At 56.3% G+C, this 13,669-nt stretch carries 13 protein-coding genes; 6 read left to right on the top strand and 7 right to left on the bottom strand.

The annotated features are described in order from the left end of the window. Positions 1–38 precede the first annotated feature (38 nt). The 5 genes from rpoS to nadA form a co-directional block, all read right to left on the bottom strand. Entirely contained in the window at positions 39–986 is a 948-nt protein-coding gene (rpoS, locus tag AWT75_RS10385) for an RNA polymerase sigma factor RpoS (protein WP_045846606.1), read from the bottom strand. Positions 987–1,033: 47 nt separating this feature from the next. Beyond that, positions 1,034–2,053 carry a peptidoglycan DD-metalloendopeptidase family protein gene (locus tag AWT75_RS10390; RefSeq protein ID WP_082696047.1) on the bottom strand — a complete coding sequence of 340 codons (1,020 nt, stop codon included), beginning with the start codon at positions 2,051–2,053 and terminating at the stop codon, positions 1,034–1,036. A 148-nt stretch (positions 2,054–2,201) separates the two neighbouring features. After that, complete coding sequence (locus tag AWT75_RS10395) at positions 2,202–2,870, bottom strand: protein-L-isoaspartate(D-aspartate) O-methyltransferase (RefSeq protein ID WP_045846604.1); 669 nt, start codon at positions 2,868–2,870, stop codon at positions 2,202–2,204. Then, entirely contained in the window at positions 2,855–3,598 is a 744-nt protein-coding gene (surE, locus tag AWT75_RS10400) for a 5'/3'-nucleotidase SurE (protein ID WP_062789098.1), read from the bottom strand. Before surE ends, AWT75_RS10395 begins: the two co-directional genes overlap by 16 nt. Before the next feature lie 107 nt (positions 3,599–3,705). Continuing rightward, complete coding sequence (gene nadA, locus AWT75_RS10405; protein ID WP_062789120.1) at positions 3,706–4,623, bottom strand: quinolinate synthase NadA; 918 nt, start codon at positions 4,621–4,623, stop codon at positions 3,706–3,708. Positions 4,624–5,081: 458 nt separating this feature from the next. Here nadA and AWT75_RS10410 point away from each other — a divergent pair, with 458 nt between their 5' ends. The 6 genes from AWT75_RS10410 to xerD all read left to right on the top strand — a co-directional run bounded on the left by AWT75_RS10410 (position 5,082) and on the right by xerD (position 10,838). After that, positions 5,082–7,757 carry a bifunctional acetate--CoA ligase family protein/GNAT family N-acetyltransferase gene (locus AWT75_RS10410; protein ID WP_062789099.1) on the top strand — a complete coding sequence of 892 codons (2,676 nt, stop codon included), beginning with the start codon at positions 5,082–5,084 and terminating at the stop codon, positions 7,755–7,757. A gap of 192 nt (positions 7,758–7,949) precedes the next feature. Continuing rightward, complete coding sequence (gene rpsP, locus AWT75_RS10415) at positions 7,950–8,198, top strand: 30S ribosomal protein S16 (RefSeq protein WP_045846601.1); 249 nt, start codon at positions 7,950–7,952, stop codon at positions 8,196–8,198. A gap of 33 nt (positions 8,199–8,231) precedes the next feature. Continuing rightward, positions 8,232–8,738 (top strand): ribosome maturation factor RimM, encoded by a 507-nt coding sequence (gene rimM / locus AWT75_RS10420; protein ID WP_082086413.1) that lies wholly within the window; start codon positions 8,232–8,234, stop codon positions 8,736–8,738. Next, positions 8,738–9,505: a tRNA (guanosine(37)-N1)-methyltransferase TrmD gene (trmD, locus tag AWT75_RS10425; RefSeq protein ID WP_062789100.1), complete on the top strand. Its 768-nt coding sequence runs from the start codon at positions 8,738–8,740 to the stop codon at positions 9,503–9,505. Before rimM ends, trmD begins: the two co-directional genes overlap by 1 nt. A 3-nt stretch (positions 9,506–9,508) precedes the next feature. Beyond that, a complete protein-coding gene (gene rplS / locus AWT75_RS10430; protein ID WP_045846598.1) occupies positions 9,509–9,877 on the top strand; it encodes a 50S ribosomal protein L19 in 369 nt (122 codons plus the stop codon). Positions 9,878–9,956: 79 nt separating this feature from the next. Continuing rightward, positions 9,957–10,838: a site-specific tyrosine recombinase XerD gene (gene xerD / locus AWT75_RS10435; protein WP_153013293.1), complete on the top strand. Its 882-nt coding sequence runs from the start codon at positions 9,957–9,959 to the stop codon at positions 10,836–10,838. 76 nt (positions 10,839–10,914) lie between these two features. On the opposite strand, the gene clpA is transcribed toward xerD, so the two are convergent. Both clpA and clpS read right to left on the bottom strand, forming a co-directional pair. Further along, a complete protein-coding gene (gene clpA / locus AWT75_RS10440; RefSeq protein WP_045846597.1) occupies positions 10,915–13,194 on the bottom strand; it encodes an ATP-dependent Clp protease ATP-binding subunit ClpA in 2,280 nt (759 codons plus the stop codon). Beyond that, complete coding sequence (clpS, locus tag AWT75_RS10445; RefSeq protein WP_045846596.1) at positions 13,194–13,502, bottom strand: ATP-dependent Clp protease adapter ClpS; 309 nt, start codon at positions 13,500–13,502, stop codon at positions 13,194–13,196. Before clpS ends, clpA begins: the two co-directional genes overlap by 1 nt. Between the last annotated feature and the right edge of the window lie 167 nt (positions 13,503–13,669).

The following is a 13,669-nucleotide window of genomic DNA, read 5'->3' on the forward strand; positions in this document are numbered from 1 at the left end:
GTCATGCTGCGGTTGGCAGGGCTGGTAAAGCGCGATGCTTACAGGACAAAATCGCGTGAAATACCCTTGCGGCGCAGAATGCGACGCAGTTGCTCCAGTCCTTCTATCTGAATCTGACGCACGCGCTCCCGGGTCAGGTTAAGCGCAGCAGCCAGCTCTTCCAGCGTGCAGATTTCATGACCGTTCAAGCCATAGCGACGCTCGATTACCATGCACTGCTTGTCATTGAGCTGTGCCAGCCATTCCTTGACGAAGAGTTCCAGCTGATTGTTATGCAACTGGATTTCAGGCTCTTCGTGTTGTTCATCAGGAATGGATTCACCAATGGACAGCATCGGGTCAATGTCGAGCGGGGCATCCAGAGAAGCCATGCGTTCGTTCAGGTTCATCACCTTGCGCACATCTTCCACCGGTTTGCCGACATGCTGGGCAATTTCTTCCAGCGTCGGTTCACGTCCCATCTGGCTTTCCAGCTGACGGGAAGCACGCAGGTAGACGTTCAGCTCCTTGATGACATGAACCGGCAGACGGATGGTGCGCGACTGGTTCATGATGGCGCGTTCGATACTCTGACGAATCCACCACGTTGCATAGGTTGAAAAACGGAAGCCGCGTTCCGGATCAAACTTTTCCAGCGCATGCATCAGCCCGATATTGCCCTCTTCGATCAGATCAAGCAGCGCAAGGCCGCGATTGATGTAATGTTTGGCAATATTGACCACCAGGCGCAGATTGTGCTCGATCATCTTCTGACGGGCATCAAAATCGCCAGCGACTACACGACGTGCCAGTTCCAGTTCCTGGGCTGGTGTCAGCAAGGCATTGTTTCCGATGTCGTTAAGGTAAATCTGGGTGACATCGGCCACTTCCTCGGTCACGCTCTGACGTTCGGCAGCCTCTTCGGTTTCTGCTTCAGCGGCAACGTCTTCGGCAACTTCTTCTTCAAGAACTTCCTCTTCTTCGAGGATATCGCTGTCTTGGTTCATTATTTCCCCCCGCTACGGTGGATCCTGGCAGAGGGAAATACCTCTGTTCAGGACTTGTTGTCTAGGTACTGCATCGGATCAACCGGTTTCCCGAAGCGGCGGATCTCAAAATGCAGTTTTACCTGATCGGCATCAGTATTACCCATTTCGGCAATCTTTTGCCCTTTCCTGACAGACTGGCCCTCCTTGACCATCAACTGACTGTTATGAGCGTATGCAGACAGAAAAGTCTTGTTGTGCTTGATGATGATGAGCTTCCCGTAGCCCCTCAAGCCATTTCCGCTGTAAACGACCTTGCCATCACCTGCTGCTATGACACTTTGACCTGCACGACCACTGATATCGACACCTTTATTGCTTTCCGAATAGCCGCGTATCACTTTTCCTTCTGTCGGCCAACCCCAAGCGACTGCATCTTCGCTGATTGTTGACTGAGATTTTTCTTCAATTTTGTTCTTATTTTCCGATATTGCAGCTGGAGTACTACTGTCCTTTTTGTCGGATTGACTGTTTGCGGACGTCGTCGCAGCTACTTTGGGTGGCATTGTCTTTTTATTGCCACTTCCTTCGCTCTGTTGTGCCAGTGTTTTGGCAGCTTCTTCCGAATAAGGCAGTTTGAGTGCTTTCGGATAGTTTTTGCTGCCAGCGGCAGGATTACCACTTTCAATGGTGGCTTGTTCTGGTTTTGGTTGTTCTGTTGCCGGTACCATCGTTTGCTGTTTCAGGACGGGTTGGGGCGTGGCTTCATTGCTGGTCGGTGGCGTCAGACGTAACACCTGGCCAACCTTGATATTGTTGTCTGACAGATTATTCCATGCAGCAACATCTTTGTATTTCAAACCATTATTCAGCGAAATGCGAAACAGGTTTTCACCTGCTTGAACAACATGTGTCTTTTCTGCCGAATCATTGCCCAGCTTCTTGGCAGTCAGTCCGCCGCCGCTCTTGTAGGGCGTTGCCACGGCAGTGTCTGCTGCAACCGGTGCCTGGGGCTTGCTGGCCGTGCTCGTTATCGTTGCCACCGGAGCGGGGCGGGCTGACTCAACCGGTGCTGCTTGTTGTGCCATGCTGCTGCAACCTGCCAGAACAACGGAGGTTAACGATGCGGTCAGCCAATGCTTTGAATGCTGTTTATGCATGCCTATGGATTTTATATGTCAGTTAATTGAGGTTTGTAAACATTTACACTTGGTATGTGTTGTGTTTTTGCAAGAGTTAGTTACGACCGGGCAGGAGAGGTACAAACTTGACCGGGTCCAGTCTGGTCTTTTGCAAACCCTGCGTGGTCTTCTCCAGCAGCCACAAATACTGCTCGGCTTCACCGACCGGCATGATCAGCCTGCCGCCTTCTGCCAATTGTTCGACCAGTGCTTCCGGAATGTTGCGAGCCGCCGCTGTCATGATGATGCCTTCGAACGGTGCTGCTTCCGGTAGCCCGAAGTGACCATCACCGTGAACCAGCCTGGCGTGAACCAGTTTGGCTGCACGCAGATTCCGCCTTGCTTTGTCCAGCAGGGCCGAGAGTCGTTCAATCGAATACACTTCAGCCCCGGTCTTGAGTAATACGGCTGTCTGGTAGCCGCATCCCGTGCCGATTTCCAGCACCTTGCCAGGCTTGCGACCGGCAAGTAGCACTTCAGTCATGCGTGCTACGGTCAGCGGCTGCGAAATGGTCTGGCCATGACCGATGGGGAGGGATACATCGTCATAGGCGCGTGTTGCCAATGCCTGATCGACAAACAGGTGACGTGGCACATCAGACATGGCACCAAGGACACGTTCGTCCTGAATGCCGGATTGTCGCAGGCGCTCCACCATGCGTTTGCGGGTACGGTCAGACAGCATGCCATAGGCTTGGCTGTCTTGTGTCACGGATGAAGCCATGTATTGATTCCGTCCATTTGGCCAAATGCAGTTAGATCGAGCATGAGCGGAGTCAGCGAGGCATGCTTGCCCGCAATGGCCGCAAAGTCGGTGCCTGGCCCGGCATCTTGTGCCGCTCCCACCGGGCCTACCCAGTATATCGTTTCTCCACGGGGATTCTTGGCTTTGATGACCGGTTCGGCATGATGCCGGCGCCCCAGCCGGGTGACTTGCAGCGCTTGCAGCTCGTTGGCAGGGATGTCCGGGACATTGACATTGAGCAGCACAGGGCTGCTCAGTGGATGTTGTCGATGGCGTTCCAGCAGTTGTTCCACCACCAGTGCTGCAGTATCGAAGTGCTTGCCGCTATAGCCGGCCAGCGAAATGGCGATGGAGGGAATGCCCAGCAAAAAGCCTTCGCTGGCGGCGGCCACGGTGCCGGAGTAAATGGTGTCGTCGCCCATGTTCGGGCCATGGTTGATACCGCTGAAGATCATGTCCGGACGGAAATCCAGCAAGCCGGTCACTGCCAGGTGAACGCAGTCGGTAGGCGTGCCATTGACATAATAAAAGCCATTGGCGGCCTGGCGGACGGTCAGGGGGCGGTCCAGGGTGAGCGAATTGCTGGCGCCGCTTCGGTCGCGTTCCGGGGCGACCACGACGACTTCGCCATGGCGTGCCAGGGTTTCCGCCAGTACCCGTATGCCGGGTGAGAAATAACCGTCGTCATTGCTGATGAGGAACTTCATGCTCTGCTTCCGGGTTGGACGCATGATTGTATCGCTGCGAGGGAGTGCTGGGAAACCATTGCAGCACATTCAGACAAAGAAAAACCCGCCGCAGCGGGTTGGTCTGATCAGGCGTAGTAGCGCTGGCTGAATTCCAGCATGCGTTCAATCGGGATGCGGGCTGCATCCATCTGTTCTGCCGTGAGGTAGTCGATGCGCAAGCCCTCGCCTTGTTGGGCGCGTTTGACTGCCTCGATGGTATTCATCTTCATGTAAGGACAGGAGTTGCACTGGCAACCGGCGTAGATGGGGGCCTGCCGCAGGTCCAGGTCGGGCCGCGCCAGACCCATGTTGTACAGGATACCGTCTTCGGTTGCGACGAAGATGACGGCCTTGCTGTAACCCTTGAAGGCTTTTACCCAGTTCAGCATGCCGGAGGTGGAGCCTACGTAATCGGCTTTTTTCAGTACCGGCAACGGGCTTTCCGGGTGGGCAATCAGGTATTTTTCACCCGTTGCGGCGGCAAATGCCTCATCCAGCGCCGCTTCGTTGAACTTGTCGTGTACTTCACACACGGCCGACCACAGCGGCATGTCGTAGCCGTATTGGTCGTTCAGGTAGCCGCCCATGTTGCGGTCTGGCGAGAAAATGACTTTTTTGCCTTCGGCATACAGGTGGGCAATGATGTCGTCCACATTGCGGCTGGTGACAATCCAGTCCGACAGTGCCTTGTGTTCCGCGCTGGAGTTGATGTACGACACATGGACATGGTCCGGGTGACGTTCACGCCATGCCTTGAGTGCAGTGACATCGGTCTGGGTGACCAGCGAACAGGTGGAACCGGCATCCGGCAGGATGACTTCGGCTTGCGGATTGAGGATTTTGGCGGTTTCGGCCATGAAACGGACACCGGCAAACACAATGATGTCGGCGTTGGCTTCCTTGGCATACAGCGACAGTTCCAGGCTATCGCCCACCTTGTCAGCCATTTGCTGGATTTCCGGCTGGGTGTAGTAGTGGGCAAGGGTGACGACGCGCTTCGTCATGATGGCTGACTCCTGCCCGCCCTGCTTCATGATGCAGGCGAGCTGAATTGATATGTTGCGATGCAGTTCCCGTGGACTGCTGAACCGTCAAGGGTAGCAATATTGCAGTGCGATTACCACCGCCAGCTTGTGTGCGATGCGCGGATGGTGGCGGTCTTTGCTATAAAATTCATCTGAGGTGCGCTTGCCCGAGGTCAACATGAGGCGGCAAGGTCTGCGGCAGCATGTTGGTGTCATTCTGCACAGGCTGTGCTTGGCCGATCAGTCCTGTCGCGTCATGACGCATGCTCGTTTGTCCTTATTGTGCATTGCACAATACTATCGCAACATACAGGTATCAAGCTGGATTTGCCTTTGCAAGTCCATGTATTCAAACAGATCTGTCCAGAAGACTGGCTGCCCCTGGCAGCGTGTCGTGCTGGATGACTGCTGGCATTAACCCTACTGGAACCGCTTCCATGAAGCCTCACTACCTTACTCCGCTGTTTTCACCGCGCACTGTTGCTGTTGTTGGTGCCAGCGATACGCCCGGCTCCATTGGCCAGGCGGTGTTTGCCAATCTGTTGGCGGGCAATTTTCAAGGCAAGCTGTTTCCGGTCAATCTGAATCACAAGGTGGTGGGTGGCATTCCTGCCGTTCCCTCGGTACGCCTGATCGAACCGGCGGTTGACATGGCTGTGGTCTGTACAGCCATTCGTTCTTTGCCGGCCATCATCAAGGATTGTGGCAAGAAGGGCATCAAGGCCGTGCTACTGGCCAAGGAGTTTTCCGATAGCGAGCAACTGGAGCGGGAAATCCTGAATGAGTCGGTATCCATTGCGCGCCACTATGGCATCCGTGTGCTGGGGCCGAATGTATTGGGCCTGATGCGACCGGTGGCCGGCTTCAATGCCACCAATTACACCAGTAAGGTCCGTCCGGGAAACATGGCGCTGGTGTCGCAGTCGTCAGCCCTGTGTACGGCCATGCTGGACTGGGCAGACAGCAAGGGCATCGGTTTTTCCAGTGTGATTTCGGTGGGTGAGGCGCTGGATGTCGATTTCGGCGAAATTCTGGATTACCTGGTGGCGGATAACTTCACCCAGGGCATTTTGTTGCATGTTCACCACATCCATCATGCGCGCCGCTTCATGAGCGCCTTGCGGGCCGCTGCCCGGACCAAGCCGGTGGTGGTGATCAAGTCGGGCCGTTATCAGGACGATGTGACCGGTGTCACCCATTCGAGCAACCTGATTGAAAGCGGTGATGTTTTCGATGCCGCGCTGTCCCGAGCCGGTGTGCTGCGCGTGTCTTCCATTGCCCAGCTGTTTACTGCGGCCAAGGTGCTGGCTGCCAATTTCCGCGTCGGTGGCAAACGGCTGGCCATTGTCACCAACGGTATCGGCCCGGGCGTGCTGGCAGCTGATAGTGCTTATACCAATGGTGTAGAGCTGGCCAAGTTGAGCGACGCCACCATGGACCTGCTCAATAACGCCTTGCCACGCAACTGGTCGCACGGCAACCCGATCGACCTGATTGGTGATGCCAGCCCGGTGCGTTTTCGTACTGCGGTCAAAGCCTGTATCGACGACCCGAATGTCGACGGTGTGCTGGTGGTATTCACTCCGCAGGCCGGTACCGATCACCTGACCACGGCGCAGTTGATGATTGGCTTGCAGCGGGAATCCAGCAAGCCGATGTTCCTGTCCTGGCTGGGTGATGCCAAGGTATCGGAAAGCCGCGACCTGTTTTCCAAAGCCAAGTGCGCGCATTTCCGTGCGCCGGAATACGGCATCGAGGTATTTCGCAACCTGGCTTCCTATCATTACAACCAGCAATTGCTGTTGCAGACCCCGGGGCCGCTGGAAGGCAAGCGTGAAGCGCCAGACCTGCTGCGTGCCCGTGCAGTGATTGCCGGAGCCATGGCCGAAGGCCGTACCATTCTGTCCGAGCGCGAATCCAAGGAGGTGCTGGCGGCGTTCCGTATCCCGGTCAACCCTACCTTGCTGGCGCGCAGCGAAGACGAAGCCGTGGTGCTGGCCGAGCAAATCCACTACCCGGTGGTGCTGAAAATCGATTCACCGGACATCATCTACAAATCGGATGTCGGCGGTGTGGAGTTGAACATCAGTAACGAAGCCACCTTGCGCGCAGCCTTCCGCAGCATTCTGGAGAGGGCCCACCAGGCCATGCCGGAGGCGCGCATTGATGGCATTTCGGTACAGCCGATGCGTAAACGCCGCTTTGCGCGCGAGGTGATGGTGGGTGTGACACACGATAGCTCGTTCGGCCCGGTGATTACCTTTGGTGCCGGCGGTATCGCGGTGGAGGTCATGCATGATCGCGCGCTGTCCTTGCCGCCGCTGAACCAGTACCTGGTGGGCAGCATGATACGCAAGACCCGTATCGGCCAATTGCTGGGTGCCTTCAAGAACCTGCCGGCCGTCGACATGGAAGAACTGGTGGATGTGCTGCTGCATGTGTCGGAGATGGTGTGCGAGCTGCCAGAGTTGCGCGAGATGGACATCAACCCCTTGGTGGCGGACGAGAAGGGGGTCATTGCGCTGGATGCGCGCATCATCGTCGAACCCTTGAAGCCTGATGTGAAACGCTACGGCCACATGGCCATCATGCCTTACCCCACGCATATGGTGCGCAGTGCCACGCTGAACGATGGCATGAAGGTCACCATTCGCCCGGTGCGGCCGGAAGATGCCGAGATGCAGCAGGAGTTTGTCCGCACGCTGTCGGACGAAAGCCGCTACAACCGTTATATGTCCAGCATCAAGCAGCTGTCGCAAACCATGCTGGTGCGCTTTACCCAGCTGGACTACGACCGCGAAATGGCACTGGCCATGACGTGCGAGACCGAGAACGGTGAAGAGCAGCAAGCCGTGGCCCGTTTCATTACCGATCCGGACAACGAAGGCTGCGAATTTGCGCTGGAAGTAGCAGACAAATGGCAGGGCAAGGGCATTGGCTACATCCTGATGAATGCCTTGTTCGATGCCGCCCGTGAGCAAGGGCTGACCGTGATGCGCGGTGAAGTGCTGGCCGGCAACAAGGGCATGCTCAAGCTGATGCACAAGCTGGGCTTTACCGTGGAAACCCATCCGGAAGACAGGGCGCTGACCATCGTCACCAAGATTCTTTAATGCATTGCACTGTATGCCCTTGGTCGATTGCAGCGCCGTGGTGTGGTTTTTTTCGTCAAAGCAGGGGTCTTCTGCTGACCGATATCGGGCGGCAGGACTGGCAGGCGTATTAAGCGCTTGCAAGATAAGGGAAAAGTGCCATAGAATCGTGGGCTTTTCTACGATACCGTTTTTATCTAAGGACAATCGACAATGGTAGTGATTCGTCTGGCACGTGGCGGCGCCAAGAACCGTCCGTTCTACAACATCGTGGTGACCGATTCCCGTAACCGTCGTGACGGTCGCTTCATCGAGCGCGTTGGCTTCTACAACCCGGTAGCTAACGAGAAGGAAGAGCGCGTGCGCCTGACTTCCGATCGTCTGAACTACTGGATCGGCGTTGGTGCCCAGGTTACCGACGCTGTAGCCAAGCTGCTGAAAGAGCAGAAGGTTGCTGCCTAATCGTTCGTTGACTCAACTCGCGGACTAAGGCGCATGCGCAAGGAAGATCTCGTCTTGATGGGGTTTGTGCGTGGCGCCTTCGGTATCAAGGGCTGGATCAAGGTCCAGGCCGATACCGAATACGCTGACGGTCTGTTTGACTACCCGGTCTGGTGGCTGGGCAAGGATGACAGCTGGAAGCCGTACACATTTGAAAACGGGGCGGTGCAGCCCAAGGGCTTGTCCGTCAAGCTGCAGGGCATTGAAGATCGCGACGCGGCGGAAGCCCTGCGCGGCCTGCAAATAGCCGTTCCCCGTAGTGAATTGCCGGAAGCTGGTGCTGACGAATATTACTGGTCCGATCTGATCGGCCTGTCTGTCGTCAACCAGCAAGGTGTGGTGCTTGGCAAGGTGACCGAATTGATGGAAACCGGTGCCAACGACGTATTGGTGGTAGAGGGTGAACACGGCCAGCGGCTGATTCCCTTCGTTGGCCAGTTCGTACTGGATGTCAGTCTGGCTGAGGCCTGCATTTCAGTCGACTGGGGCCTGGATTACTGATGCATATCGATGCCATCACGCTGTTTCCGGAAATGTTCGATGCCATCGCCCGCTTTGGTGTAAGCCAGCGGGCGCTTGATCTGGGCATTTGGGATTTCCAGAAATGGAATCCACGCGATTTCACCCATGACAACTACCGCCGTGTGGACGACCGTCCTTATGGTGGTGGGCCTGGCATGCTGATGCTGATTGAACCGCTGGAGGCTGCCATTACGGCCGCCAAGGCACGTCAGCAGGCAGCAGGTGTTGAAGAGAGCCATGTTATCTACCTGTCCCCGCAAGGGCGTGCATTGACGCACGAAAAAGCGGTTGAGCTGTCCCGTCGTCCCGGTCTGATTGTGCTGTGCGGACGTTACGAAGGGGTAGACGAGCGTTTGATCGAGCGGCAGGTGGACGAGGAGGTTTCCATTGGCGACTACGTGTTGTCCGGTGGCGAGCTACCGGCCATGGTGCTGATGGATGCGGTCATCCGGCTGCTTCCCGGTGTTCTCAACGACGCCCAGTCTGCTTATGAAGACTCATTTGTGAACGGACTCCTTGATTGTCCGCACTATACCCGACCCGAAGACTATCAGGGCATGCGGGTGCCGGATGTACTCATGTCTGGAAATCATGCACTGATTGCTAAATGGCGGCTCAAGCAGGCGCTGGGAAGAACGTGGCAACGTCGACCAGAGCTGTTGCAGGGCCGCACTTTGACAAAACAGGAATCTCGGCTGCTGGCAGAGTACCAGCAGGAACAAGATATCCGTAAAAAACCGGAGTAACACATGGATCTGATCCAGAAACTCGAGCAAGAAGAAATCGCCCGCCTGGGCAAAACCATCCCGGAATTCGCTCCTGGCGATACCGTTGTGGTGAATGTCAAGGTAAAGGAAGGTAACCGCGAACGTCTGCAGGCTTACGAAGGCGTTGTTATCGCCAAGCGTAACCGTGGCCTGAACAGCTCTTTCATCGTGCGCAAGATGTCCGCCGGTGAAGGTGTTGAGCGTACTTTCCAGACCTACTCCCCGCTGGTGGCTTCCGTTGAAGTGAAGCGCCGTGGTGACGTACGTCGCGCCAAGCTGTACTACCTGCGTGGTCGTACCGGCAAGTCCGCACGTATCAAGGAAAAACTGCCGGCTCGCAAGCAAGGCTGATCCTGATACCGTCAGGTATGATGAAAGCGCAAGGTTCACACCTTGCGCTTTTTTTATGTCTTCGGCCAGGAACGACATCATGAGTACGGAAAGCATAGACCGGTTTCTGGATCATCTGTGGCTGACGGATGGCTTGTCTGCCAATACCCTGGCGGCTTATCGCCGTGATCTGGCCAAAATGCAAAAACAGCTGCAAAGCGAGGACGGCGCGCTGGAATCGGCCAGCCATGTCGAGCTGCAGCAGGCCTTGTTGGCAAGTATCGAGCACGAGAAACCTGCCACGCGAGCCAGGCAGCTGTCCTGTCTGCGGCGCTATTACCAGTATCTGCTAGGGACAAAACAGCGCAATGACGACCCCAGCTTGCATCTGGATAACCCCAGGCTGGGGCAACGGCTGCCCAAAACGCTGTCAGAAGGACAGGTTGAGCTATTGTTGCAGGCACCGGATGTGGAAACGCCGCTGGGACTGCGCGATCGGGCCATGTTTGAAGTGCTGTATGCAACCGGCTTGCGCGTGTCCGAGCTGGTGGGGCTGACGCTGCAGCAACTGGACATGGTGACGGGTTTGATCATCACCCGTGGCAAGGGTAACAAGGAGCGCATGGTGCCCTTGGGAGAGATTGCCCTTGACTGGCTGGAGCGCTACTTCAGGGAAGCCCGTGTGCTGTTGTTGGGTGGAGCGCAGTGCGATGCCGTATTTGTCACCCAGCGCAAGGCCGGGATGAGCCGGCAGATGGCCTGGCATCTGATTGCCAGCTATGCCAGTGCGCAGGGTTTGCCACCCGTTGGGCCGCACATGCTGCGACATGCCTTTGCCACCCATCTGGTGAACCATGGTGCTGACTTGCGCGTTGTACAGTTGCTACTGGGGCATTCGGATATATCCACCACACAAATCTACACCCACGTTGCCCGCGAGCGACTCAAGCAGCTGCATGCCCAGCATCATCCACGTGGCTGAATGATGATGTCCTTGTCCGGTACAAAAAAACGCCCGCAAGTGCGGGCGTCTTTGTGAGGCGATATGGCTATCAGGCTCAGGCGGGCTCTGCTGCCAGTGCTTCGGTGTCGAATTGCAGCTCGACCACATCCTGGTCATTGATATCCACCGTAACTTCCCCGCCGTGGGCTAGTCGGCCAAACAGCAGTTCGTCTGCCAGTGCCTTGCGGATGGTGTCCTGAATCAGCCGTGCCATCGGACGCGCACCCATCAGCGGGTCGAAGCCGCGTTTGGCCAGGAAGGCGCGCAAGGCATCGGTGAAGTGGATTTCCACCTTCTTGTCGCCCAACTGATGCTCAAGCTGCATCAGGAACTTGTCCACCACCTGCATGATGATCTGCTCATCCAGCATCTTGAAGGAAATGGTGGCATCTAGCCGGTTGCGGAATTCCGGGCTGAACAGGCGTTTGATGTCCGCCATCTCATCCCCGGTTTCCTTGGACTGGGTAAAGCCCAGTGTCGGCTTGGACATGGCTTCGGCCCCGGCATTGGTGGTCATGATGATCACCACATTACGGAAATCGGCCTTGCGCCCGTTGTTGTCGGTCAGGGTGCCGTGATCCATCACCTGCAACAGTACGTTGTAGATGTCCGGATGTGCCTTCTCGATTTCGTCCAGCAGCAACACCGCGTAAGGATGTTTGTTGATGGCCTCGGTCATCTGGCCGCCCTGTTCGAAGCCGACATAGCCCGGAGGGGCACCAATCAGCCGGCTTACTGCATGGCGTTCCATGTATTCCGACATGTCGAAGCGGATCAGCTCCACGCCCAGCACATAAGCCAGTTGCTTGGCTACTTCGGTCTTGCCCACACCGGTAGGGCCGGAGAACAGGAAAGAGCCGATCGGCTTGTGCGGATTGCCCAGGCCCGAGCGCGTCATCTTGATGGCGGTGGCCAGGCTTTCAATAGCCTTGTCCTGACCAAATACCACGTTCTTGAGGTCGCGCTCCAGGTTCTTCAGCACGTTCTTGTCGTCGCTGGAGACGGTCTTGGGCGGAATGCGGGCAATCTTGGCGACGATCTCTTCGATCTCTGCCTTGTTGATCACCTTCTTCTGCTTGGACTTGGGCAGAATCTTCTGTGCGGCACCTGCTTCGTCAATCACGTCGATGGCCTTGTCCGGCAGGTGACGGTCATTGATGTAGCGGGCAGACAATTCCGCAGCGGTAGACAGGGCCGACTGGGTGTATTTCACACCATGATGTGCCTCGAAGCGCGATTTCAGGCCCTTCAGGATTTCGATGGTCTGCTCCACGGTGGGTTCAGCCACGTCAATCTTCTGGAAGCGCCGCGACAGCGCGTTATCCTTCTCGAAAATGCCGCGATATTCGTTGTAGGTGGTGGCTCCAATGCAACGCAGGCTGCCGTTGGACAGGGCCGGCTTGAGCAGGTTGGAGGCATCCAGCGTGCCGCCAGAGGCCGCACCGGCACCAATCAGCGTGTGAATTTCGTCAATGAACAAGATGGCGTGCTCATCTTCGGTCAGCTGCTTGATGACTGCCTTCAGGCGCTGTTCGAAGTCACCGCGATACTTGGTGCCGGCCAGCAGAGCGCCCATGTCCAGCGCGTAGACAGTAGCCTTGGACAGCACGTCGGGCACTTCATTGTTGACGATGCGCCGGGCCAGACCTTCTGCGATGGCCGTTTTGCCCACGCCAGCCTCACCCACCAGCAAGGGGTTGTTCTTGCGGCGGCGGCAGAGGATTTGGACGGTGCGTTCCAGCTCGTGCTCACGGCCGATCAAAGGGTCGATCTTGCCGTCGCGGGCTTGCTGGTTCAGGTTCAGCGTATAGTTTTCCAGTGCGCCGCCCGGGCCGTTGCTTTGCTCCTCGCCATCGGATTCATTGTGCTGTTCACGCGATTCCGGCGGATGCTGCGGGGAGCGTTGTTTGGTGATGCCATGCGAAATGAAATTGACCACATCCAGGCGGGAAATGCCTTGCTGATGCAGGTAGTACACTGCATGTGAGTCTTTTTCGCCGAAGATGGCCACCAGAATGTTGGCACCGGTGACTTCCTTTTTGCCGGAAGACTGAACGTGCAGGATGGCGCGCTGGATAACGCGCTGGAACCCCAGTGTGGGCTGGGTTTCCACCTCGGTTTCCCCCGGAACGGTAGGTGTGTGTTCGTCAATGAAATCGCCCAGCTGCTTTTTCAGCTGGTCGAGATTGGCCCCGCAGGCCCTCAAGACATCGGCGGCGGAGGGGTTGTCGATCATGGCAAGCAGCAAGTGCTCCACGCTGATGAACTCGTGGCGCTTGCGCCTGGCGTCCATGAACGCCATATGCAGGCTTACTTCAAGCTCCTGGGCAATCATCAGTTTTCCTCCATAACGCACTGAAGCGGATGCTGGTGTGCTTTGGCAAATTGCAACACCTGTTCAACCTTGGTGGCAGCCACGTCTTTGGTATAAACGCCACACACGCCGTGACCTTGCGTATGGACTTGTAACATGACTTGGGTCGCTTTTTCCCGATTCATGTGGAACAACTGTTGCAACACTTCCACCACAAATTCCATTGGGGTGAAATCATCGTTCAATAACAACACCTTATACATCGGAGGAGGGGTGGTCCTCACCCGAGACGTCTCTTTGACGACGTCATCGCTGAACTGCGTTGGCATGTCGACTTTCAGTTAAACCGCGGTTTACTTCAATTTTGGTTCCCTCTGGCTTTTTTTCAAGGGGAGCGTGCGAATTCCTTCAGGGGCTTGACGCTATCACAATGGTTGCGTAGAAATGCTGTCAGGTGCTTGGCTTAGCTGTTTGGCATTGTCGGATAAGCCGCAAT

This window comes from Aquitalea pelogenes, assembly GCF_001515305.1.
GTDB lineage: Bacteria > Pseudomonadota > Gammaproteobacteria > Burkholderiales > Chromobacteriaceae > Aquitalea > Aquitalea pelogenes.

Excerpts from the sequence above, each read along its gene's own strand:
- rpoS (WP_045846606.1), bottom strand. The coding sequence starts at position 986 with ATGAACCAAGACAGCGATATCCTCGAAGAAGAGGAAGTTCTTGAAGAA.
- AWT75_RS10390 (WP_082696047.1), bottom strand. The coding sequence starts at position 2,053 with ATGGCACAACAAGCAGCACCGGTTGAGTCAGCCCGCCCCGCTCCGGTG.
- AWT75_RS10395 (WP_045846604.1), bottom strand. The coding sequence starts at position 2,870 with ATGGCTTCATCCGTGACACAAGACAGCCAAGCCTATGGCATGCTGTCT.
- surE (WP_062789098.1), bottom strand. The coding sequence starts at position 3,598 with ATGAAGTTCCTCATCAGCAATGACGACGGTTATTTCTCACCCGGCATA.
- nadA (WP_062789120.1), bottom strand. The coding sequence starts at position 4,623 with ATGACGAAGCGCGTCGTCACCCTTGCCCACTACTACACCCAGCCGGAA.
- AWT75_RS10410 (WP_062789099.1), top strand. The coding sequence starts at position 5,082 with ATGAAGCCTCACTACCTTACTCCGCTGTTTTCACCGCGCACTGTTGCT.
- rpsP (WP_045846601.1), top strand. The coding sequence starts at position 7,950 with ATGGTAGTGATTCGTCTGGCACGTGGCGGCGCCAAGAACCGTCCGTTC.
- rimM (WP_082086413.1), top strand. The coding sequence starts at position 8,232 with ATGCGCAAGGAAGATCTCGTCTTGATGGGGTTTGTGCGTGGCGCCTTC.
- trmD (WP_062789100.1), top strand. The coding sequence starts at position 8,738 with ATGCATATCGATGCCATCACGCTGTTTCCGGAAATGTTCGATGCCATC.
- rplS (WP_045846598.1), top strand. The coding sequence starts at position 9,509 with ATGGATCTGATCCAGAAACTCGAGCAAGAAGAAATCGCCCGCCTGGGC.
- xerD (WP_153013293.1), top strand. The coding sequence starts at position 9,957 with ATGAGTACGGAAAGCATAGACCGGTTTCTGGATCATCTGTGGCTGACG.
- clpA (WP_045846597.1), bottom strand. The coding sequence starts at position 13,194 with ATGATTGCCCAGGAGCTTGAAGTAAGCCTGCATATGGCGTTCATGGAC.
- clpS (WP_045846596.1), bottom strand. The coding sequence starts at position 13,502 with ATGCCAACGCAGTTCAGCGATGACGTCGTCAAAGAGACGTCTCGGGTG.